Annotated in this window: 14 protein-coding genes; 7 read left to right on the top strand and 7 right to left on the bottom strand. The window is 67.3% G+C overall.

The window, feature by feature from the left end; genetic code table 11:
* Positions 1–17 precede the first annotated feature (17 nt).
* The 3 genes from BoBH3_RS20595 to BoBH3_RS20585 all read left to right on the top strand — a co-directional run bounded on the left by BoBH3_RS20595 (position 18) and on the right by BoBH3_RS20585 (position 3514).
* Complete coding sequence (locus BoBH3_RS20595; protein ID WP_262332733.1) at positions 18–677, top strand: glutathione S-transferase family protein; 660 nt, start codon at positions 18–20, stop codon at positions 675–677.
* Between the two features lie 103 nt (positions 678–780).
* Entirely contained in the window at positions 781–1665 is an 885-nt protein-coding gene (locus BoBH3_RS20590) for a DMT family transporter (RefSeq protein WP_262332732.1), read from the top strand.
* Between the two features lie 172 nt (positions 1666–1837).
* Positions 1838–3514, top strand: coding sequence for an acyl-CoA dehydrogenase family protein (locus BoBH3_RS20585; RefSeq protein WP_262332731.1), 1677 nt, complete (start codon positions 1838–1840; stop codon positions 3512–3514).
* 11 nt (positions 3515–3525) lie between these two features.
* On the opposite strand, the gene BoBH3_RS20580 is transcribed toward BoBH3_RS20585, so the two are convergent.
* The 5 genes from BoBH3_RS20580 to BoBH3_RS20560 all read right to left on the bottom strand — a co-directional run bounded on the left by BoBH3_RS20580 (position 3526) and on the right by BoBH3_RS20560 (position 10212).
* A complete protein-coding gene (locus BoBH3_RS20580) occupies positions 3526–4071 on the bottom strand; it encodes a cytochrome b (RefSeq protein ID WP_262332730.1) in 546 nt (181 codons plus the stop codon).
* 86 nt (positions 4072–4157) lie between these two features.
* Positions 4158–5054: a hypothetical protein gene (locus BoBH3_RS20575; protein ID WP_262332729.1), complete on the bottom strand. Its 897-nt coding sequence runs from the start codon at positions 5052–5054 to the stop codon at positions 4158–4160.
* 5 nt (positions 5055–5059) lie between these two features.
* Positions 5060–6091, bottom strand: a complete 1032-nt coding sequence (locus BoBH3_RS20570; protein WP_262332728.1) for an aspartate carbamoyltransferase — start codon at positions 6089–6091, stop codon at positions 5060–5062.
* Between the two features lie 37 nt (positions 6092–6128).
* Positions 6129–8072 carry a putative bifunctional diguanylate cyclase/phosphodiesterase gene (locus BoBH3_RS20565; RefSeq protein ID WP_262332727.1) on the bottom strand — a complete coding sequence of 648 codons (1944 nt, stop codon included), beginning with the start codon at positions 8070–8072 and terminating at the stop codon, positions 6129–6131.
* Between the two features lie 127 nt (positions 8073–8199).
* A complete protein-coding gene (locus BoBH3_RS20560) occupies positions 8200–10212 on the bottom strand; it encodes a bifunctional 2',3'-cyclic-nucleotide 2'-phosphodiesterase/3'-nucleotidase (protein WP_262332726.1) in 2013 nt (670 codons plus the stop codon).
* Positions 10213–10640: 428 nt separating this feature from the next.
* Here BoBH3_RS20560 and BoBH3_RS20555 point away from each other — a divergent pair, with 428 nt between their 5' ends.
* Complete coding sequence (locus BoBH3_RS20555; RefSeq protein WP_262332725.1) at positions 10641–12074, top strand: aldehyde dehydrogenase family protein; 1434 nt, start codon at positions 10641–10643, stop codon at positions 12072–12074.
* An 85-nt stretch (positions 12075–12159) separates the two neighbouring features.
* On the opposite strand, the gene BoBH3_RS20550 is transcribed toward BoBH3_RS20555, so the two are convergent.
* Positions 12160–12612 carry a DUF4142 domain-containing protein gene (locus tag BoBH3_RS20550; protein WP_262332724.1) on the bottom strand — a complete coding sequence of 151 codons (453 nt, stop codon included), beginning with the start codon at positions 12610–12612 and terminating at the stop codon, positions 12160–12162.
* A 203-nt stretch (positions 12613–12815) separates the two neighbouring features.
* On the opposite strand from BoBH3_RS20550, the gene BoBH3_RS20545 reads away from it, so the two are divergent.
* A complete protein-coding gene (locus BoBH3_RS20545) occupies positions 12816–13571 on the top strand; it encodes a hypothetical protein (protein ID WP_262332723.1) in 756 nt (251 codons plus the stop codon).
* A 16-nt stretch (positions 13572–13587) separates the two neighbouring features.
* Here the strand turns inward: BoBH3_RS20545 and BoBH3_RS20540 are convergent, their stop codons facing one another.
* Positions 13588–14856 carry a GGDEF domain-containing protein gene (locus BoBH3_RS20540; protein WP_262332722.1) on the bottom strand — a complete coding sequence of 423 codons (1269 nt, stop codon included), beginning with the start codon at positions 14854–14856 and terminating at the stop codon, positions 13588–13590.
* Positions 14857–15024: 168 nt separating this feature from the next.
* On the opposite strand from BoBH3_RS20540, the gene BoBH3_RS20535 reads away from it, so the two are divergent.
* Positions 15025–17037, top strand: a complete 2013-nt coding sequence (locus BoBH3_RS20535) for an autotransporter assembly complex protein TamA (RefSeq protein ID WP_262332721.1) — start codon at positions 15025–15027, stop codon at positions 17035–17037.
* Entirely contained in the window at positions 17037–21356 is a 4320-nt protein-coding gene (locus BoBH3_RS20530; protein ID WP_262332720.1) for a translocation/assembly module TamB domain-containing protein, read from the top strand. The genes BoBH3_RS20535 and BoBH3_RS20530 overlap by 1 nt, the downstream gene beginning before the upstream one ends.
* The last annotated feature ends 205 nt before the right edge of the window (positions 21357–21561 follow it).

Genomic DNA, 21561 nt, shown 5'->3' with positions numbered 1-21561 from the left:
TGCCGAACGAGGCCGCGATGTCGCTCCAGCTCTACGCGCACCCCTTCTCGTCCTATTGTCAGAAGGTGCTGGTCGCTCTCTACGAGAACGGGACGCCTTTCGACTACCGGGTGCTCGGCCTCGATGACCCACAGGCCGGCGAGGAACTCGCCGCACTCTGGCCGCTGAAGCGCTTTCCCGTGCTGGTCGATGGCGGCGAGGCCGTTATCGAGTCGAGCGTCATCATCGAGCATTTGTCGCTCGCCTACCCGGGGCCGGCCCCACTGCTGCCCGCGGATGCGAAGGCGGCATTGGGCGTGCGGATGATGGATCGCTTCTTCGACAACTACGTCATGACGCCGATGCAGAAGATCGTGTTCGATCACATGCGGGATGCAAAGGACCGCGATCCCCCTGGCGTCGCCGACGCGCGGGCGCTGCTCGACGCGGCTTATCAATGGCTCGACGTTCGGCTGGCCGGACGCAACTGGGCCTGTGGCGACGATTTCAGCATGGCGGATTGTGCTGCCGCGCCATCGCTTTTCTATGCCGATTGGGTCCACGAGATCGATACGGCCTTCCCCAACACGCGTGCCTATCGTGCGAGGCTGTTGGCGCGCCCGTCCTTCGCGCGTGCGGTCGATGAGGGGCGGCCGTATCGCCATTTCTTCCCGCCGGGCGCACCGGATCGCGACTGACTTTCGCTGTCGGCGCAGCGACGCAAGCATGACGCCGTAGCGTCCGCATGGGGCGACATCGCGCTGCCGCGCGCTTAAGCAATCGGCCTCGAAAGCCGGTCTCATGCTGTCATCGCCCCTGTTCCTGCGCGCCGTCCCGCTGATCTTCACCTTCCTGTGGTCTTCAGGGTGGATCGTCGCGGGCTATTCGGCGCAGTACGCTGATCCGCTGACCTTCCTGTCGGTGCGCTTCGCCAGCGCGGGGATTTTGCTTGCCGTCCTGTCATGGGCTGTCGGGGCGCGATGGCCGGCGACAGCGCGAGCCTGGCTCGACTGCATCATAGCAGGCGTCCTGCTCCATGCCGTCTACCTGTGCGGCGTCTGGTGGGCCGTGCGCCACGGCCTTCCGGCGGGGATCTCCGGGCTGATCGCGGGCCTCCAGCCGATTCTGACCGCGATGCTGGCGCCGGCCCTCGTCGGCGAACGCATTTCGCCGATCCGCTGGGCCGGCATTCTCTGCGGCTTCCTCGGCATTGCGCTGGTGCTCGAACCCAAGCTGGTCGGCGTTGACCCTGCCGCGCTGTGGGGCATCCTGCTGCCGGTCGCCGTCAACATCGTCGGCATGTTCGCCGTAACCTTCGGTTCCTTCTTCCAGAAGGCCCGCATCGTCTCCGGCGACCTGCGCACGATCACGACCATCCAGTACCTCGCGGCCTTCCTGTTCACCCTCCCGCTCGCCATGGCCCTCGAGCCGATGCGGATCGAGTGGAACCTGACCATGGCCCTGGTCCTTGCCTGGTCGGTCTTGGTGCTCTCGCTCGGCGGGATCGGGCTCTATCTTTTCATCCTGCGCCGCGGCGAGGTCTCGCGCATCGCGACCTTCCTCTATCTGGTGCCGGCATTGGTGGCGCTCGAGGCCTGGTTCCTGTTCGGCGAGACGATGTCGCTGATCCAGATCTCAGGCATGGCGCTGACTATCGCTGGCGTCGTCCTTGCCAGCAGGAAATAGCGCCGCGCCCCCCCCGTCATTGCGAGCATAGCGAAGCGATCCAGGGGCGGCAGAGCTCCACGTCTCCCTGGATTGCTTCGCTGCGCTCGCAATGACCGCCTCAACCGAAAGACGGCTTTTCGCTCGTTCGCGCTTCGGCATATGCTGCGTCGCAACAAGGGAGGATGACAAGATGAGCGCCGAAACGGCCTTGCAGGACCAGAAGCGGGCGAGCGCCGTCGAGCTGATCGGCGCGGCGCTTCCGGGCTTCGAGACACTGTTTCAGGAGGCCGTCGCCGCCGTGCGGCAGAAGGTGCTGGCCGATGGCCGCATCTCGTCCGCCCTGCTCGAGCAGGAGCAGCACGCCGCCCACGGCCTCTCCTGGCTCGCGACTTATGTGACGGCGCTGCGCGAGCTCAAATCCTATGGCGAGCGACTGCAGTCCGAGGGCCGCTACGGCGCGGTCGAGGACTACGCCATCCGCATCGGCGCGGGTGAATACGCCGCCCAGATCTTCGGCGGCATCCCGATGAGCCAGGGCGAGATCGTGCGGCTGCCGGCGCTCGGCCTGTCTCCGAAGGCAGTCGTGGCCGCCCATTCCGACGCTGCCGAGGCGTTGATCGCCGAAGGGAACACGCTGGAGAACCGCCAACGCTTCGTCGCTCTGTTCAGCCAGGATCATGGCGCGGCGAGCGTCGGCGACCCCGGTCTCGACGAGACGCTGGAGGCGATCCGCACCGAGATGCGCCGCTTCTGCGCGGCCGAGGTCACGCCGCATGCCCATGAATGGCATCTGCGCAACGACTACATCCCGCTGCCGGTGATCGAGAAGATGGCCGAGCTCGGCGTCTTCGGCCTCACCATTCCCGAGGACTACGGCGGCATGGGCCTGTCCAAGGTCTCGATGTGCGTCGTCTCCGAGGAGCTTTCGCGCGGCTATATCGGCGTGGGCTCGCTGGGCACCCGTTCCGAGATCGCGGCCGAGCTGATCCTTTGCGGCGGCACGCCGGAGCAGAAGGAGAAATGGCTGCCACTGATCGCCTCGGGCGAAGTGTTGCCGACGGCCGTCTTCACCGAGCCCAATACCGGTTCGGACCTCGCCTCGCTGCGCACGCGGGCGGTGAAGGATGGCGACGTCTGGAAGGTCCACGGCAATAAGACCTGGATCACCCATCCCGCCCGCGCCGACATCATGACGCTGCTCGTCCGCACCGATCCCGATGCGCCGGGCTATCGTGGGCTCTCCATGCTGATCGCCGAGAAGCCGCGTGGCACCGATGCCGACCCGTTCCCGGTCGAAGGGCTCACCGGCGGTGAGATCGAGGTGCTGGGCTATCGCGGCATGAAGGAATTCGAGCTCGCCTTCGACGGCTTCGAGGTCAAGGGGGAGAACCTGCTCGGCGGCGTCGAGGGGCAGGGCTTCAAGCAGCTGATGCAGACCTTCGAGGCGGCCCGCATCCAGACGGCAGCGCGCGCCATCGGCGTGGCGCAGTCGGCCTTCGATCTCGGATTGCGCTATGCGCAGGAGCGCGTCCAGTTCGGCAAGAAGCTGATCGCCTTCCCGCGCGTCGCCGACAAGCTCGCCATGATGGCAGCCGAGATCCTGATCGCGCGTCAGCTCACCTATTTCGCCGCCCGCGAGAAGGATGCGGAGCGACGCTGCGACCTCGAGGCTGGCATGGCCAAGCTGCTGGGCGCCCGCGTCGCTTGGGCGGCGGCGGATAACGCGCTCCAGATCCATGGCGGCAACGGCTTCGCGCTCGAGTATCCGGTGAGCCGCGTGCTCTGCGACGCCCGCATCCTCAACATCTTCGAGGGCGCCGCCGAAATCCAGGCGCAGGTTATCGCGCGCCGGCTGGTCGAGGAGTAGGGCGGTTTCGTTTAGCGAGGCAGCATCCGGCGCAGCGTTCCGTCCTTGCGGATCAGATGGTGCCAGAGCGCGGCGAGAGCGTGCACGCCCGCGAGGAGCATCAGCGCATAGGCGGCCCATTCGTGCCATTCGCGGATCGGCCGGGTTTCCGCGCGGGGAGCCGGGGCGGCGAACGGCGGAATGCTGAAGAGGCCGAGATCGAGCCCCTGTCCGCGCTTGATCGCGTAGACGAGCCCGATCACCGGCGCGAGCAGCATCAACCCATAGAGGGCGGCATGGCCGAGATGCGCCGCGGCCGTCATGAGCCGGGGAGCCGGTTCGAGCGGGGGCGGGCGGTGCGTCAGCCGCCAGGTCAGCCGGGTCGCCAGAAGCAGGATGAGGGCGAGCCCGATGGCCTTATGGGCCTCGATGGCGCCCGCTTTCCAGCCGCTGGGGAAGGCGTCGATCGTCAGGCCGAGGACGAAGGCCAGCGTGATCAGCGCGGCCATCGACCAATGCAGAAACTGTGCGCCGGCATCGTATGACGCGGTCGGGATCGAAGCGGGATTGGAGGTCATGGCAGAGCCTGTACATTAGATAAATTCTAATCTAGAGATCGAGCCGGCGAGGAGAAGGTGACAAATTGTCCGGGGGCTCCGCTCCATCAGAGGCGGTTGTCTACCGCCTTGGCGCGTGCCGGTTGCGGCAGGCTGGCGATCACCACGCCGCAGAGCACGCACAGCCCCGGCAGCAGCAGGTCGAGCGGCGGCAGCTCCGCCAGCAGGAGATAGGCCACCAGCGTGATCAGCGGCACGCGCAGCGTGTCGGCGCTGCAGAGCTGGAGCGGCGTGCCGTGGCGCGATGCGTTGCCGAGCGCCGCCTGCGAGACGAAGCCGCCGACGATGAGCGCCAGCACGGCCCCGCCGAGCACGATGATCTCAGGGGCGGGGAAGGTGAGCCGGTAGGGCTGCGAGGGGGGCGACCATTGTTCCGGCACCGCGAGCCAGAGCGCGACATAGAGCGGGAACTGGATCACATGCATCAGCAGCACGATGGAGAGGATGCTGCGCTGTCTGGCGAGATTGGCCAGCATCAGGTTGGTGGTCGTCAGCGTCGCTACTGCGACCAGGGCGATCGCGATATCGCGGCCCGGAACGGCGTTCAGCCGCACGAGCAGCAGCGCGACACCGAGCGCCAGCACGCCGAGGCCGATCGCCGGAATGACGGAGGGGCGTTTACGCAGCGCCAGGAAGACGAGTGCGGCGGCGAAGAGCGGCCCGGTGAACTCGATCGTGGTCACCAGCGCCAGCGGCAGATGCAGCAGGCTCCAGATCAGCGCCAGCGATCCGGCGAGGTGGAGGACGCTGCGGCCGATGTCGTATCTGAGCCGGACATGGGCAAAGATGCTGGCGCGGCCAACGCCGCTGGCCCAGATCATCGAGGCCGCGATGGCGAGGCTTCCGAACGAGCGCAGGAGCCCGATCTCGATCACGGTGAGATAGCCCGAGAGCAGGCGGATGGAGAGGGCGATGGCGAGATGGGCGGCGAGATAGGTGCTCATCCAGCCTAGGAAGAGCGAAAAGCCCCGGCCTGCCCCGTCCACGGTACTCCCGCCAGCATGCGCTCCAGGATGGCCATCCGCATGGGAACGGAGAGCTGAACCTGGCGGAAGTAGCCCGCGTTCGGGAGGCTGTCGCATGAGGTGTCGAGCTCCGAGAAGCGCGGTAGGGGGTTGAGGATCAGCGTGTCGGACTTGGCATCCAGTATCTTGCGGGCCGTGAGGGTGAAGGGCTCGCTTTCCTTTTCCTTGTCGATGGCCTCGTTGCCGAGGGAGGCATGAGCGAATTTGCTCATGTCCTGCATCTGGATGTTGAGCACGTCGTGGTCGAGCGTCTGGCGGATGTCGTGGACCAGGCTGACCTTGGTTCCGAGATCGGCGAGGACGGTCATCGCCTCGCGCATCACCGGGTTGATCGGCACGTCGCGCAGGCAGCACAGCGTGAAGCGCTTCGGCGGGCTCAGGCGCAACATCTTGACGAAGGAAACGGCGAAGCGGGCCCGCGTGTCGCTGGACAGCGCGATGCTGAGCTTCTCGATCTCGCCGCGCATCTCGCGGATGGCGAAGATGTCGACCAGCGCCTGGCTGGGATGTTCGTCGGCGCCGTTGCCGGCATTGATGACCGGCAGGTAGCTCAGCCGCGAGACGCGATAGGGCATGTCTTCCATATGCGAGCGGACCACGAGCAGGTCGCTGTAGAGCTCGACGGTGTGGATATGGTCCTCGATGGACTCGCCCGTGCTGGTTCCGAGCCGGCTGCGGTCGGTATCATAGGCGTCGATCGATTGGTGGCCGAGCCGCGCGGCCGCGGCCTGGAAGCCGAGGCGGGTGCGCGTGCTGCGCTGGTCGAACAGGGTTGCGATCACCTTCGGTCGCCGGCGCGGGGCAGGAGGCTGCTCGGGCAGGGGCTGGCCGGCCTTGTCGAGTTCCTCGTCGCGCAGATGCCGTTGGGCGCGCGCGATGATGTCCTCAAGATCGAAACGCGAAACCGCGTCGGCGCTCAGCAGGTCCTTCCCGCTCGGATAATTCGGGCGCTGCATATGGACCCCAGGGTCTCCGGCACGGCGGCGATGCGTCTCAGGCCACCTGGTTGTAGCGACCCGGCTTGCGGGAGCCGGACTGCACGCGCGCCGGTCCTGTTCGACCGGTCGCCACTCGGTTGCCGATCATGGGCAGCAATTCGGCTGCTGTCATCGGCCGCCCGAAGAGAAAGCCCTGAATGCCGTGGACGGCATGCTTTTCCAGCAGCGCGAGCTGCTCCTGCGTCTCGACGCCTTCGACGATCAGGCGCAGCTTCAGGTCGTGCGCGAGCTGCGTGATGGCGTGCATCAGCGAGTCGGCCTTGGGCGAGGTGCCGACCTCCCTGGCGAGCACCTGGTCGATCTTGATCGTGTCGATCGGCAGATGCGCGAGGTAGCTCAGCGAGGAATAGCCCGTGCCGAAATCGTCGAGGGCGATGCGCACGCCGAGCTGGCGCAGCGCCGCGAGGCGGCCGACGACATGGCCGGCATCGTGGATCAGCGACGTCTCGGTGATCTCGATGGTCAGCCGCTGCGGCTCGAGCCCGCTCATGCGCAGCAGCGCCTCGACGACGCCGACGATGTCATGCCCTTCGTCGAACTGGCGCGCCGAGACGTTGACGCTGACGCCGACGCTGCGCGGCCACGAGAGGGCGGTCTTGATTGCCTCGCCGAGCGCCCAGGAGCCGAGCACGGTGATGAGGCCGGTCCGCTCGGCGAGCGGGATGAAGGTATGGGGGCTGATCGGGCCGCGGCGCGGATGGTTCCAGCGCAGCAGCGCTTCCACGAGCGTCGCCGTGCCGGAGCGCGGGTTGTAGATCGGCTGGAAATGCAGCTCGAACTCGCCGTGGCGGATCGCGTCGCGCAGCTCCACCTCGAGCGCGATGCCGTCCTCGTGTTCCTCGCGAATCTCGGGCGTGTACATCACGAAGCGATTGCGCCCGTCGAGCTTGGCCCGGTAGAGCGCCATGTCGACGCATTTCAACGCCTCGTCGATCGTCGGTGCGCAGCCTGCCGGCGCGATGCCCATGCTCGCCGTCGCGGTGACGTGGCGGCCGCCGATCACCCGCGGGCTCGCGAGCAGCATGACGAGGCGGGCGGCGAGAGAGGCGGCATCCTCGCCGCCGCGCGTCGTCGCGACCATGAATTCGTCGCCGCCGGTGCGGGCGGCGATGTCGCTGGGCGCCAGCTCTGCCGTCAGTGTCTGGCTCACAGCCCTAAGCAGCCCGTCGCCGACATCATGGCCCAGGCTGTCGTTGATGCCCTTGAAGCGGTCGATGTCGATCGAGATCAGCGTCACGGCGCGGTTGTTGTCGGCCAGCCCCCGGATCTCGCGCATGAAGCCGCGGCGATTGTAGAGCCCGGTGACCATGTCGTTGGCCGCCAGATGCTCGAGCTCCCGCATCGTGCGCAGCCGGGCCAGGAACATCTGGTGGATCACCCGTGCGCTTGAAAAGGTCAGCACGGCCGACAGTGCGACCGAAAGCGCGATCACCAGATAGACCGGCTCACGCGTCCAGAGGAGAGAGACGATGAAGGGTGCTGCCGCAGCCAGGGTCTGGACGCGCGTGATCATCGGCCGCGAGCTGTTGCGGCCGGAGATGCCGGCGAGATACCCGATCGTCTGGGCGATGCCGAGCACGGCGACCGGCTCGTGCACATAGGCCAGCACGGAATAGGAGCCGAAGGCGGCGATCAGCATCGCAGTCGCCCAGGCCCCGGCCATGGCGCGGTTTTCCAGCTTGAGGATCTCGCCCTTTTCGGCAGCGGCAAGGTTCAGCGACTGGTATCCGCGATGCGATATCTGGCGAAAGGCGCCGATGCCAGCCATCGCAGCCGCCATGACGTAGAAGACGGGGTCGCCGCCGCTCAGGATCGCGGCCGCCAGGATCACGACCGTGACCGCGACGGAGCCGGTCAGGATCGCGCCCGGTGTGGCGTAGAGCGCCGCAACCAGTTCGGATTTCATGACCGTGTCGTTCTCGTGATCATGGGCGATCATCAGGTAAACCCTGTCGAGGTGCCGGGAGAAGCCCGATGCACACATTACTCTCGGTAAAAAACCCTTAAGGAACGGTATGTTCGTTCCAATACCTGACGGTGGAGGAATGGCGGTCGCCGTCATCTCCTCAACTCCCCAGGCGATATTTGGCGAACCCCTTCGGCCCGTTGCCGATCGCCGTCGCCTTGAGACCAGGCGGAAGCTTGCCCGCAGCGGCTGGAGAAGTCAGGAAGGTGGCGGTGACGCCGGCCGGCAGCGGCAGGAGGGACCAGTTGCCGTCCGCGCGCGGCTGGAAGGATTTTCCGCCGACGATATGGCGCACGACGGCGTCTCGGTTGAGGTCCGGAGCCTCCAGCACCACCGTCGTCCTCGTGCCGGGGAAATTGCCGCCTCCCGAGGCGCGGTAATTGTTCGTGACGACGATGAAGGACGCTGCCTCGTCGATGGGCCGACCGGCGAAGGACAGCTCGGCGATGCGGTGGGCATCGGGCGCGACGAGCTTGCCTTCATGATCGTATCGTGAGGCCTGCGTCACGTCGATGCGGTAAGTGACGCCGTCCATGACGTCGAAATTGAAGGCCGGGAAGGTGGGATCGATCAGCGGCTGCTCCTCGTCCCTGGCCGGATCGATCCGGTTGAAGATCCCGGCCGAGCGCTCCAGCCATTCCCGGACCTCGGCGCCGCTGATCTTCAGGATCTGGATCGTGTTGGGGTAAAGATAGACGTCGGCGATGTTCTTCAGCGCCAGGGGCCCGGCCGGGATATCGGTGTAGAAGCTCGGCCCGGCGAGCCCGCCCGACTTGAAGGGCGCGGCGGCCGAGAGGATCGGCAGGTCCTTCCAGGGCGTTTGCGCCATCAGCGGCCGCGCATAGGCGATCTGCGCCTCGCCCACGATCTGGACCGAGGCGTCGTCGATCACCAGCGCGAAATAGGAGTTGATCGGCGCCGAGGTGTGGCCCGCCGGCTCCCGCATATAGGCGAGCGCCGCCTCATGGGCGGCTTCGACCGCCGCCAGAACGGCCGGCTCGGCAGAGATCTTCGGCACGATCACGCTATCGGAAATGCGCTCGAAGATCGGCTTGGCTTCGACCCGGAAATCGGCGATGCGCCAGCGCCCGCCGGTCTTTTCCAGATCGAGGTCGACGATGCCGAGATGGGAGCCCCAGAAGCCGGGTTGGCAGGCCGGTTTGCCGTGGAGCGCACCCTTGACGTTGTCGATGCCGTCGATGCCGTCGAAGACGTCCGCGCCGGGGAAGACCAGATGCTGGTGGCCGGTCAGCACCACGTCGATGCCGTCGATCGCGGCGAGATGCAGCGCCGCATTCTCCTCCATGCCGCGGCGCTCGCTGCCCGCGATGCCGGAATGGCAGAGCGCGATGACGAGATCGGGCGCGGCGGCCAGGAGATCGGGCAGATGCCGTTCCGCCGCCTCGACGATGTCGAAGGTGACGAGCTTGCCGGCGATATTCGCCTTGTCCCACTGCATGATCTGTGGCGGTACGAAGCCGATGACGCCGATCTTGAGCACATGCCGGCTGCCGGCCTCATCTTCGAAGCTCTGCTCGAAGAGCTGCCAGGCATCGAGCAGCGGACCTCCGCCCACGCGTTCGACATTGGCGCAGACCAGCGGGAATTCCGCCGTCGCCAGGCCAGTTTCGAGGAACTCGAGCCCATAGTTGAACTCGTGGTTGCCGAGCGTGCCGCAGAGATAGGGCAGGGTGTTCATGGCGGCGATCATCGGGTGGGTGTCGCCGGCCTTGAGCCCCTTCTTGTAAGCGATGTAGTCCCCCAGCGACGACCCCTGCAGGAAATCGCCGTTGTCGAAGAGCAGGCTGTTCTTCGCCTCTGCCTGCGCCGCCCGGATCAGACTTGCCGTCTTGGCGAATCCGACCGTCTCGTCCGGTCCGTCGCGGAAATAGTCGTAAGGGACGATGTTGACGTGGAGGTCCGTCGTCTCCAGCACCCGCAGCTTGAGGCGGGCGGGGGCAGAGGCCGTTCCTTCGGCAGAGGCGCCCGGAGCCGGTCCGCTCTGGGCATAGGCTCGTTGGGTGGGGCCGCCTTGGGAGAGGGTGGTGTCCGCCGCGGCGGCCGCGCCAGCCCGGAGCGTCTCGCGGCGGCTGAGACGATGCTCCTTCGCCATGCCGGCCTCCCGAGGGCTGCGCCTCAAGGAACGGTAGCATCGCTGAGAGGCCGCGATACGGGGAAGATGAGTCAACGGGCGGTCTTTCGAAGGGTAGTGAGCGGAATGCGAATTATCCTGATGGAGCTTGCGCTTACCTGGGCCGGTTGAATCGCTTCATGTGGGAAAGCCCCGTTTGCGTCCTTTGGCTTGGCAGGTCCATGCCGCGAGCCGGAGAATGTCGATCAGCACGCCGGCCTGTCCTTACGTCATCCTTCAGGAGTGCGTCCGCGCCCCGCTCCTGTCAAATGCGAGCAAAAGGCTGGCCCTGCGCCTGCCGCAGGGGGCCTCGTCCAGCCGCCGGCTTGCGCAAAGCGGCGTCAGGCGGCAGCTTGCCGCCCGAATCCGCCGGCGCTGCAAGCCGGCAGTCGGAGCCATCGGGAGGCGACATGAATCAGCATTTCATCAATGGCCGCTATGTTGCTGGCCAGACGGGCGAAACCCTCGCCAAGCTCGATCCCGCGACCGGCGAGGAATTCGCCCGTATCGCTTGCGGTAACGCCGCCGACATCGACACGGCGGTGAAGGCCGCGCGGGCCGCCTTCGACGGTGCCTGGGGCAAACTGACGGCGGCCGAGCGCGGGCGCCTGATCTCCAAGCTCGCCTTGAAGGTGCAGGATCATTTCGAGGAACTGGCGAAGCTGGAGGCCCGCGACACAGGCAAGCCGATGTCTCAGGCCCGCGCGGACATGGATGCCACCGCCCGCTATTTCGAGTTCTACGGCGGCGCGGCCGACAAGGTCCATGGCCACGTCATCCCGTTCCTGAACGGCTATCATGTCAGCGTCATCCACGAGCCGCATGGCGTCACCGGTCATATCCTGCCCTGGAATTATCCCGCGCAGATGATCGGCCGCTCGCTCACCGCCTCGCTTGCCATGGGCAATGCGGTGGTGCTGAAGCCGGCGGAGGATGCCTGCGCCACAGCCTTCCGCCTCGCGGAGCTGGCGAGCGAGGTCGGCTTCCCGGATGGCGCGATCAATATCGTCGCAGGGCGCGGGCATGAGGCGGGTGCGGCGCTCTCTGCCCATCACGGCATCGGTTTCATGTCCTTTACCGGCTCGCCCGAGGTCGGCAAGATGGTGCAGCATGCCTGCGCCGAGCACCTCATCCCCTGCACGCTGGAGCTCGGCGGCAAGTCGCCCCAGATCGTCTTCGAGGATGCCGACATCGACGCGCTGGTGCCGATCGCCTGCAAGGCCATCGTCCAGAACACCGGGCAGACCTGTTCGGCCGGCAGCCGCCTGCTGGTGCAGAAGTCGATCTATGACGACGTCCTCTCTGAGGTCGCCAAGCAGTTCTCGAAGCTGCAGGCCGGCACGCCGGAGATGGACCTCGACTGCGGCCCGGTCATCAACGCCAAGCAGCGCGGCCGCGTCCAGAGCTTCATCGACCAGAGCCGCGAGGCCGGCATCCCGGTGATCGCGCAGGGCCAGATCGCGCAAGGCGTGCCGAATGGCGGCTTCTACGTCCAGCCCACGCTGTTCGGCCCCGTGCCGCGCGGCAACCGCTTGGAGCAGGACGAGGTCTTCGGCCCCGTGCTCGCCGCTTTCTCGTTCGAGGACGAGGAGGACGCGATCAAGGCCGCCAACGGCACCGATTACGGCCTCGTTGCCGCAGTCTGGACCAAGGATGGCGGGCGCCAGCAGCGCGTCTCGAAGCGCGTCCGCGCCGGCCAGGTCTTCATCAACGGCTATGGCGCCGGCGGCGGCATCGAGCTGCCCTTCGGCGGCACCGGCAAGAGCGGCCACGGCCGCGAGAAGGGCTTCATCGCGCTGGAAGAATTCGCGGTGACCAAGACCATCGTGCACAAGCACGGCTGAGCCTGCCGGAATGAGAAGCCATGCTCGCCCGCGCGGTGGGCATGGCGGCGCGAGATTGCCCGGTGGCGAAAGTCCCGGCGCCCGGTCAGGGCGCTTCGGGCAGCGCCTGCGCCTTGCGGTCGAGTTCACGGAAGACGGGCAGGGACCGCTCCGCAAAGACTTTCAGCTCCGCATCGGTTCCTTCGCCTGCATAGCGCTCCATCAGCGACGTCGCCTCACGATAGGCCTCGCGCTGGGCCTCGATATAGGCCTTGTCGAAATCTTCGCCCTGCTTGTTAGACAGTGCGCTGAGCAAGGCGAGATGCCGTCCGTCCGGCCGGTCGGGCAGGGCGATGTCGGAGCGCGTGGCGACGATGCGGCGCAGGCTGCTCGTCGCGACGGCGTGCTCGTCGGCGAGGCGATGGGCGAAACCCTTGATCTCCGGAGAGTTGCTCTTGTGGATCGCCAGCGTTGCCGCTTCGACGCCGAACATGCTGACGACGGCGGTGCGCTGGACGAAGTCCTGCGCTGGGATCGGCGTCTGCGCCGAAGCGCTCATGACGGAAAGCACCAGTGCTGCCAGCGCTGATGTCAGTATTCGGCCCGGACGATACGACGAATGGGTCATCATCAGGCAACCGGCCAATGACGCAGCGGTTCCATCGGCATGGTGGGCGCATCTTGCGCGCCTTGTCGCACCGCCCCCGCTGGGCTAGCAGGAGCGGCAAGGCGCTTCGCCTTGCCGGATGCAGAGGATATCCCATGCCGACGACCGTCGAGACCGTGCGCGATGCGCTGGTGCGCGCCCGCCGCGACCATTCGCTGATCGAGACGGGTAGCCTGCCGGTCCCCGCGACGCTGGCCGAAGGGCTCGCCGCCGCGAAGGCGGTCGGTGAGGCGGCAGGCCTGGCGCTGGCCGGCTGGAAGGTCGGCATCGCCGAGGACGGGTCGCCGATTGCCGGGCTGATGCCGGGGCCTTGGCTGAAGCCGGGCGATGTCTATGAAGGTGCGGCTGGCGCGGAGCTGCGCATCGAGATCGAGCTGGCGCTGCGGCTTTCCCGCGATGTGCCGCTGCGCCCCGAGAAGCCCTATTCACGCGCTGAATTGCTGGCCTGCTGCGACAAGGCCTATCTCGGCATCGAGATCGTCGAGAGCCGTCTCGCCAACTGGTTCGGGAAGGTCGCGCCTCCGCTTTGGATGGCCGATGCGATGGGCCATGGTGGCTACCTGATCGGCCCCGAGGTCGAAATCGGCCTGCTCGACGATCCGACGCAGTTCGGCTGCTTCATCTCGCTGAATGGCGTTACGATCTACGATCAGCCCGCCGTCCACGGCAATGGCGACCCGATGGTGCCTTTCCTGGCATGGGCCAACCGGAAGGAAGAGGGGCTCGGCCCGCTGCTCGCGGGGCAGATCGTGACGACGGGCAGCCTCTGTGGCGGCGTGCTCTCCCCGGGCAAGGGCGAGGTCGTGACGAAGCTTTCGCCGCTCGCGACGATTCCGTTGACGCTCCGCTAGACGCGATCAGGCCGGCTCAGCCGGCCCGACCTTCGACTGCGGTGCTGTTGCCCACCACCCGGTCGCGCCCCAGCCGCTTGGCCTCGTAGAGATGCGTGTCGGCATGAGCGACGAGGCCGCGTATGTCGCTCGCGTCTTCGGGGAAGGTGGCGACGCCGATGCTGATCGTTGGCGCCGCCGCGAACTCCTTCGCCAGCGTGGCCTGCACGGCGAGCCTCATGCGCTCCGCCGCGGCCAGCGCCGTCTCATGTGGCATGTTCTCGCAGAGCACGACGAATTCCTCGCCGCCATAGCGGAAGATGCGATCCTCGCCGCGGACCTCGCTGCGCAGGCAATCGACCACGCGCCGCAGTACTTCGTCGCCGGTGACATGCCCGTAGCGGTCGTTGATGCTCTTGAAATTGTCGACGTCGAGGATGGCGAGGCTGACCGGGCGCTTCGCGACCGCGCCGCGCGCGAGCGTGACCTGCCCCAGCGTCTCGAAGCGCTCGCGGGTCAGCGCACCGGTCAGTGCGTCATGCCCGGTCTTGCCCAGCAGTTCCTCGTATTTGTGCCGGTAGGTCAGCTTGTGGAAGATGTCGGAGAGCGGCTGCGGAGCCGTTTCAGTCATTTTCCTCTCGAACAGTGAGAGATAGAGCCCCATTAGCAGCGAGTAGGTGATGGCTGCGCCCATCTTCGCCACCCAGCCGCCGAAGAGCGCACTGAAGGGCGTGCCCGTCACAAGATGCAGCCCGAGGAAAAAGCCCAGCTGGTCGAACGTCAGGATGAGCGCGAGGCTGATGCAGGAGCGCAGGATGACGGATTCCGGCAACAGGCGGCGCAATCTCTCGTAGAGCAGGATCAGCGCGATCGCATCGATGAAGAGCAGCGACGTGCCCCAGATCATCAGGGCGCCCATCTGGTCGATCAGCACGAGATCCGGATTGTATCCGGGCAGGCTGATGGGGGTGTCGTAGAGCCTGAGCGTGGCCACCAGCGCCACCATCAGGAAATTGCCGATCAGCAGCCCGTAGATCGGCTGCCGCACCGTCTCGGCGTCCTCTCGGATATAGAACAGCAGCAGGATGGCGAGCTTGCCCGAGAACAGCACCGTCGAGCCGGGGGAGAGCAGGCCGAAGGGCAGCTCGATGAAGAACACCGCCGCCAGATAGGTCTCGAGGAAATGCATCACTCCGAGCGCGCAGAGGAACGCTCCGAGCCCCATCACATGGCGCAGCCGGAAGAGCGCGGCCATGACGCCGAAATAGATGACGGCCTGGACAAGCAGTAGGGCGGTACCGGACATGGGCGAGGCTTATCCAATCCGTTCTAACAAGGGGTCAACGCAGTGCGGCCTGGGCGCGGAGCCCTCTCGCCCGATCTCTCGGCATTGCGCATGCCCGCTTGGGCCTTATGATGGCAAGAGGTAGGGACGCCGTTTCGAATTGCGTGGCGGGGGTTGCTTGGAGGGTTGATGCGGTTGTGGCGTAGGGCGAGCCATGCCGTCGCGCTGAGCGGCGGTTGCGCGTTCGCCTCACTGCTGGGCCTGCAGGCGGAGCCAGCCCGGGCTTTCGATCTCTCTTCACTCGACGTCTTCGGCCTCTTCACCAAGAAGGATGAGCCGCCGGCGCCGAGCGCTTCGGCGTTGCCTTACAGGCTGGAGTTCGACCTCGGCGACGCCGAAGACGCCAAGGCGCTCACCCGCCTCCTGCAGGACGCTTCGCTGCTCTATCGCTTGCGGCAGGACCCGCCGCCGGATGGCGAAACGCTCGCGCGCCGCATGGCTGCCGATCTCAATCCACTCGTCGATGCGCTCTGGTCGCAGGGCTATTTCAACGCCGAATTGGCGCTTGTGGTCGATGGCGTCTCCCTCCGTGTCGGGGCCGAGCCCGGCGCTGGTCTCGTCCGCGCGCTCGAATCGCATCGCAACCGCGACGCCGTGCCGATCGTGGTCAGGGTACGGCCCAACAAGGTCTTCGGGCTGCGCACGATCGACGTCGTAGAGCGCGGTGAATCCGGCTCGCCGGCGATCGCCGATCCGCTCAAGGTTTCGCGGCTGAAGGCCGGCGAGCCGGCGAACTCCTCGGCCTTGCGGGCAGCTCGCGCTGCGCTTGTCGACCATATGCGGGCCGGCTCTCGCCCGCTTGCCAAGGTGCTGGAGATCAGGCCGGTCGTCGACCACGCCGCGGGCACGATGGATGTCACCTACATCCTCGATCCCGGCCCGCTCGCCGGATTCGGCGAGATCGCAGTCGGCCAGACCGACGAGATCCCGCCTTCGGTCGTGCGCTCCTTCATTTACCTGGAGCCGGGCGATCCCTATTCGCCCAAGGCGATTGCGGACACGCGCCGCTCGATCGCGACCATACCTGCCGTGGGCTCCGTCCGAATCCGCGAGGGCGACAAGCTCGACGGCGCCGGAAACCTGCCGATCTTCGTCGAGGTGACGGAGCGGCCCAAGCGCCTGCTTGGCTTCTCTGCGCGCTATTCGACCATCGATGGGCCGGCGGTGAAGACCTATTGGGAGCACCGCAACCTCTTCGGTGGGGCAGAGCGCTTGCGGCTCGAGGGCAGCGTCTTCCTCGTGCCGCGCATCAACGGCACCGAGATCAAGAGCTTCGGAGATTTCGAGAGATCCGATCTCGGAGGGCGCTTCGCCGTCAGCTTCATGAAGCCGGCGCTCTGGGGCACTCGCAACGACTGGCTCGTCGACGGCTTTGCCATCCGCGAGCGCGTCGGCACTAACCGTTATGGCGGCTATACGGCCCGCTACGCCAACGTCACAAGCGCGGTCCGGCACCGTTTCAGCGATGTCTTCTCCATCCAGGCGGGCATCGAATACGAGCGCGGCCAGACCAGCGACGTGCTCGGCCAGGTCGACTACACGCTCGTCGGCATTCCTCTGTCGGTGAAGTACGATTCCACCGACAGCCTGCTCGACCCGACCCGCGGCTACAGGGCCACGGCCTCCTTCGCGCCCTATCCGACCTTCCTCGGTTCCACTGTCGGCATCTACCAGACCAAGGCGGCGTTCTCGGCCTATTATGCTCTGGATGAGGATGCCCGTTACGTGCTCGCCGGCCGCGTCGGCTTCGGCTCGATATCGGGCGCGAGCCTCGACGAGATCCCGGCGACACGACGCTTCTATGCCGGTGGCGGCGGCTCCGTGCGCGGCTATGCCTATCGCTCGCTGTCGCCGCTCGGGCCATATGGCCAGCTCATCGGCGGGCGCAGCCTGCTCGAACTGTCGGCCGAGGCGCGCATCAAGATCACTGATACCATCGGCATCGTGCCCTTCTTCGACGCCGGAACGGCCTTTGAATCAAGCTATCCGGACGGCAAACAGAAGCTGCAGATGGCCGCGGGTCTCGGCCTTCGCTACTATACCGGCATCGGGCCGATCCGCGTCGATGTCGCCGCGCCGCTCAATCCGCGCAAGGGCGACAAGCCGGTGGCGCTCTACGTCAGCATCGGGCAGGCCTTCTGATGCGCCGGCTCCTGACCATCCCGCGCCTTGCGCTCCTTTCTCTGCTGCTTGTGGCAGGCTTCCTGTTCTCGGCCCATTTCGGCGGCTTCGCCCAGAACGCCCAGACCGATCGCGGCATTGTCGCGGACCTGATCTCGAAGGCACTCTCCAGCGACACCAGCCAGGTCTCGATCGGGCAGGTGAACGGGGCGCTCTCCTCCGATGTCGAAATCCGCGACATCGTGCTCTCGGATCGTGACGGCGCCTGGCTGCGGCTCGACCGTGTCCGGCTGATCTGGACGCGCAGCGCCCTGCTGCTCCGCCGGCTCGATGTCGACAGGCTGGAGATCGGCCGGCTCGAGATCCTGCGCAGGCCTGCGCCGCAGCCGGCCGGCAGTGGCCCGCCTAGCAGCGAGCCGATCCTGCCCGAGCTGCCGCTCAGGGTGATCCTGCGCGCCTTCCAACTCGGGGAGCTTTCGCTCGGGGAGCCGGTCATCGGCGTGGCGGCCCGGCTCGGCGCCACCGGCACGGCACGGCTCGGCCCGCCCAACGAGGGCCTGGACCTCAAGCTTGAGGCGCGGCGGCTCGACAGGGGCGGGACCGTGAATGTCGACCTCTCCTTCGTGCCGGAAAGTACGCGGCTCCGACTGGCTGCAAAGCTGGACGAGCCGGCCGGAGGCCTGATTGCGAAGGTTGCCGGCCTGCCCGGCGAGCCGCCGGTCAAACTCGACCTCAATGGTGACGGTCCGCTCGATTCCTTCCGCTCGAACCTGACCTTCACCGCCGGGCCGACCATCGGCGCTGAAGGATCTGCGACGCTCAACCGGGCAGGAGCCGAGCGCCAGCTCGCACTTGCTCTCGATGCGCGCATTGAGGGCCTGATGCCGGCGCCTGTTGCCCCTGTCTTCGCAGGCTCGACCCGGCTGGACGGCGCGGTCGGTTTCCCCGACGCCGGCGGTATCGACATTCGCAACCTTGCGCTGGTCTCCGCGCTGGCACGGCTCGACGTGCTCGGCCGCTACAATGCCGACAAGACGCTCGACATACGGGTGACCGCCGCCGCCCGCCCGAATGCCGAGGGGCGCACCGTCGCGGCCGGAACCGAGATCGGCAAGCTCGCCTTCGACGCGACGATCCGGGGGGCTGTCGCCGGCCCGACCATCGTGGCGACGCTGGATGCGCAGGATGCCAAGGTGCCGCTCGGTTCTTTTGGCAAGGTCGGGCTCACCTTCAACGCCACGCCCAGTGGCACCATCGGCGAACCGGGCACCCGCATCGCGCTCAGTTCGGACGGAGAGGCGACCGGCATCGCGCTGACTGATCGTGCGCTCGCGCGCGCCGTGGGCGACAGGGTTACCTTCACCCTGCGGGGCACCGCGCAGGACGACGCCACGGCCGATTTCGACGTGCTGAAGCTCGCGCTCTCGGGCGTCGAGCTCGACTACAAGGGCAAGCTCGGCCAGGCGCGCGCCCTCGGCCAGCTCAAGGCCGTGCTGCCCGATCTCGCCCGGCTGAGTGGCCTTGCCGGCCGGCCTCTTGGTGGGCGGGCGGAGGTTACGGCCGATCTCGACGCGACGCCCAGGCTCAACACCTATACCGCCACGCTGGACGGCAGGGCCGAACGCCTCTCGACCGGGCAGGCGGTGGTGGACAGGCTCCTCGCCGGCAATCTGACCCTCGCCGGAAGGGTCCATGCGCTTGCCGGCGACTATACGGTGACGGGCCTGCGCGTCGCCGGCCAGCACGCCGCCTTCACGGCGGATGGTTCCATCGGCCAGCAGCAATCCGATCTCAGGCTCGCCCTGAACCTGCCCGATCTGAAGCGTGCCGATCCACGCCTATCCGGCCGCGGCGATGTCGATGCCCGCATCACCGGACCGCAGAACAGGCTCGACGCGACGGCCCGCATCGCCGTCGCCAATGCCACCGCGCTCGGCCGGCCGGTCCCGCGCCTCGCCATCGACGCCGTCGCCCGCGATCTGCAGGGCGCGCTCGATACCCGCGTCACGCTCGCCGGCGAGGTCGATTCCCGGCCGGCCACTGGCACGCTCGCGCTCGCCCGTCAGCCGGACGATAGCTGGAACCTCTCGACGCTCGACCTCGCCATCGGCTCTGTGCGGCTGAATGGCGGCCTCACGCTGGACACCGCGAGCCGTGCCGCCGGCCGGTTGACGCTGGCCGCCCGCAATCTCGACGATCTCTCGCCGCTGGCGCTGACCAAGCTCGGCGGCGAGCTCAATGCGGACATCGTCCTTGCCGCGCCACAGGGCCGGCAGGATGTCGATCTCACGGCGCGCGGGGCGCGTCTCACCGGTCCGTCGATCTCGATCGACCGGCTCGATGCCAAGGTCGGCGCCCGCGACGTCTATGGCCGCCCGATGCTCGATGCGGCTGTCGCCATCGACCGCGGGGTCATGGCTGGCGAGACCTTCAGCGCGCTCCGTTTCGATTCGAAGGGCGCGCCCGATGCCAGCGCCTTCACGCTGAGCGCCAATGCCCGCGGCTTCGCCCTGAAGGGCGCAGGCCGGCTCGTGCCCGGTGAGCCTCTGAAGCTGGAGATCGCCTCCTTCGACGCGCGCCGGGACGGCCGCGCAATCACGCTGGCCAATCCCGCCACGCTGAGCTTCCCGGCTTCCGGCATCGAGATCGCGGGCCTCGTGCTGATGGTCGATCGAGGCAGGCTGACGCTCGACGGCCGCGCCGGCGAGACGCTCGACCTGCGCTTTGCCGCGCGCGATGTGCCGCTCTCGGCCGCGCGCATCGCCTCGCCCAAACTGAATCTCGGCGGCACTCTGAATGCCGAGGCGCAGATCCGTGGCAAGCCGGGCGATCTCTCCGGCCCCTGGAAATTGCGCATCTCCCAGCTCGTGACGCCCGAGACGCGCCAGGCTGGGCTGCCGCCGGTCGAGATCACGGGTGAGGGCGCGCTGAAGGCGGATGCGTCGAGCATCTCCGCCACTGTGAATGCCGGACGCGGGGCGAATCTCACATTGCGTGGCACGGTCCCGCTCAACGCCACCGGCCCGCTCGATCTCTCTGCGCAGGGGCGCGTCGATGCCGGCCTCGCCAATCCAATGCTGGGGGCGAGCGGCCAGCGCGTCACCGGCGCGATTGCGCTCGACATGCGTGCCGGCGGCACCGCCTCGGAGCCTCGCCTGAGCGGAGCGGCGACCCTCACCGGCGGCAGCTTTACCGACGCCCTGCAGGGCATCCGCCTGACCGCCATGGAGGCACGCATCGCCGCCAATGGCGAGAACCTGACGATCGAGCGCTTCTCGGCGCGGGCGCCAAACGGCGGCACGCTCTCGGCCACTGGCCGGGTCGAGGTCGATCCGGCGGCGGGGTTCCCCGGCAACATCCGCATCCGGGGCGACCGCGCCCAGCTCGTATCCAGCGGCCTCGTCACGGCGGTAGCCGGGCTCGATCTCTCCGTCGAAGGCCCGCTCGCCCAGCGCCCGCGCCTCAGCGGGCGAATCGACGTGGTCTCGCTGGAGGTCACGGTGCCGGATCGTCTGCCTGCCTCGCTGCGGCCGATCGACGGAATCAGGCATGTCAACGCGCGCGGGACCGCCGCCGCCCGCCTCGCAGCCGAACGCAAGGCGCGGCAGGCTCGCGGCAATCGCGGCCGCGCGGCGCCCGCTTTCGACGCCACGCTCGCGCTGACGGTCTCCGCTCCGAGCCGCGTCTTCATCCGGGGGCGCGGTATCGACGCCGAGCTCGGCGGCGAGATTCGTGTCAGCGGCAGTTCCTCGGCGCCGGTTCTGGATGGCGGCTTCGAGCTGCGTCGCGGGCGCCTGAACGTGTTGACCCAGCGCCTCGATTTCAGCCGCGGCCGGCTCACCTTTGCGGGTGGGCTGGTTCCCGAGCTCGATTTCATCGCCGAGACCAGCGCGGGAGACGTAACCGCGCGCGTCGTTGTCACCGGCCCGGCGGATCAGCCCGCCTTCGCCTTCACCTCGCAGCCCGAGCTGCCGCAGGACGAAGTGCTGTCGCGCCTGCTCTTCGCCCGCGCTTCCGGATCGCTTTCTGCCTTCCAGGCGCTGCAACTGGCGCAGGCTGCGGCGCAGTTCGCCGGAGGCGGCGGCGACGACACCTTCGAACGACTCAGGAAGTCGCTCGGCGTCGACAACCTCGACATCCAGATGGGGCAGGGCGGCCCGACCATCGGCGCCTCACGCTACATCAGCGACAACGTTTCCGTCGGGGTGAAGGTGGGCGCCAAGCCGGAGGAAAGCGGCGTCTCGGTCGGAATCGACGTGACGAAGCGCCTGAAGCTGCAGGCCGAGACGGGCGCCGACGGCAGCGCCGCCGTCGGGGTCGGCGCCGAGTGGGAATACTGAGGGCGAGAATCACGACTCCAGGGGATTCGCAGGGATTCGCGCCTTCGGAAGCAGTTTGGAAACCATCGAAAGCCCTTTTCCGGGCCGACGCGGTTAATGACCACTGAATTTCGAGGCTCAAAGCGTGACCCGTCTGCAACAGGTGGTTTCAAAGCACCCCCCGCAGGCCCCGGAGGGCCGGATCGTGGTTGATCGGCGAGGCGGC

Source organism: Allobosea sp. BH3 (assembly GCF_025499465.1).
Taxonomy (GTDB): domain Bacteria; phylum Pseudomonadota; class Alphaproteobacteria; order Rhizobiales; family Beijerinckiaceae; genus Allobosea.
The sequence above is the reverse complement of the archived record's forward strand: the minus strand, read 5'-3'. Positions and strand labels throughout refer to the sequence as shown.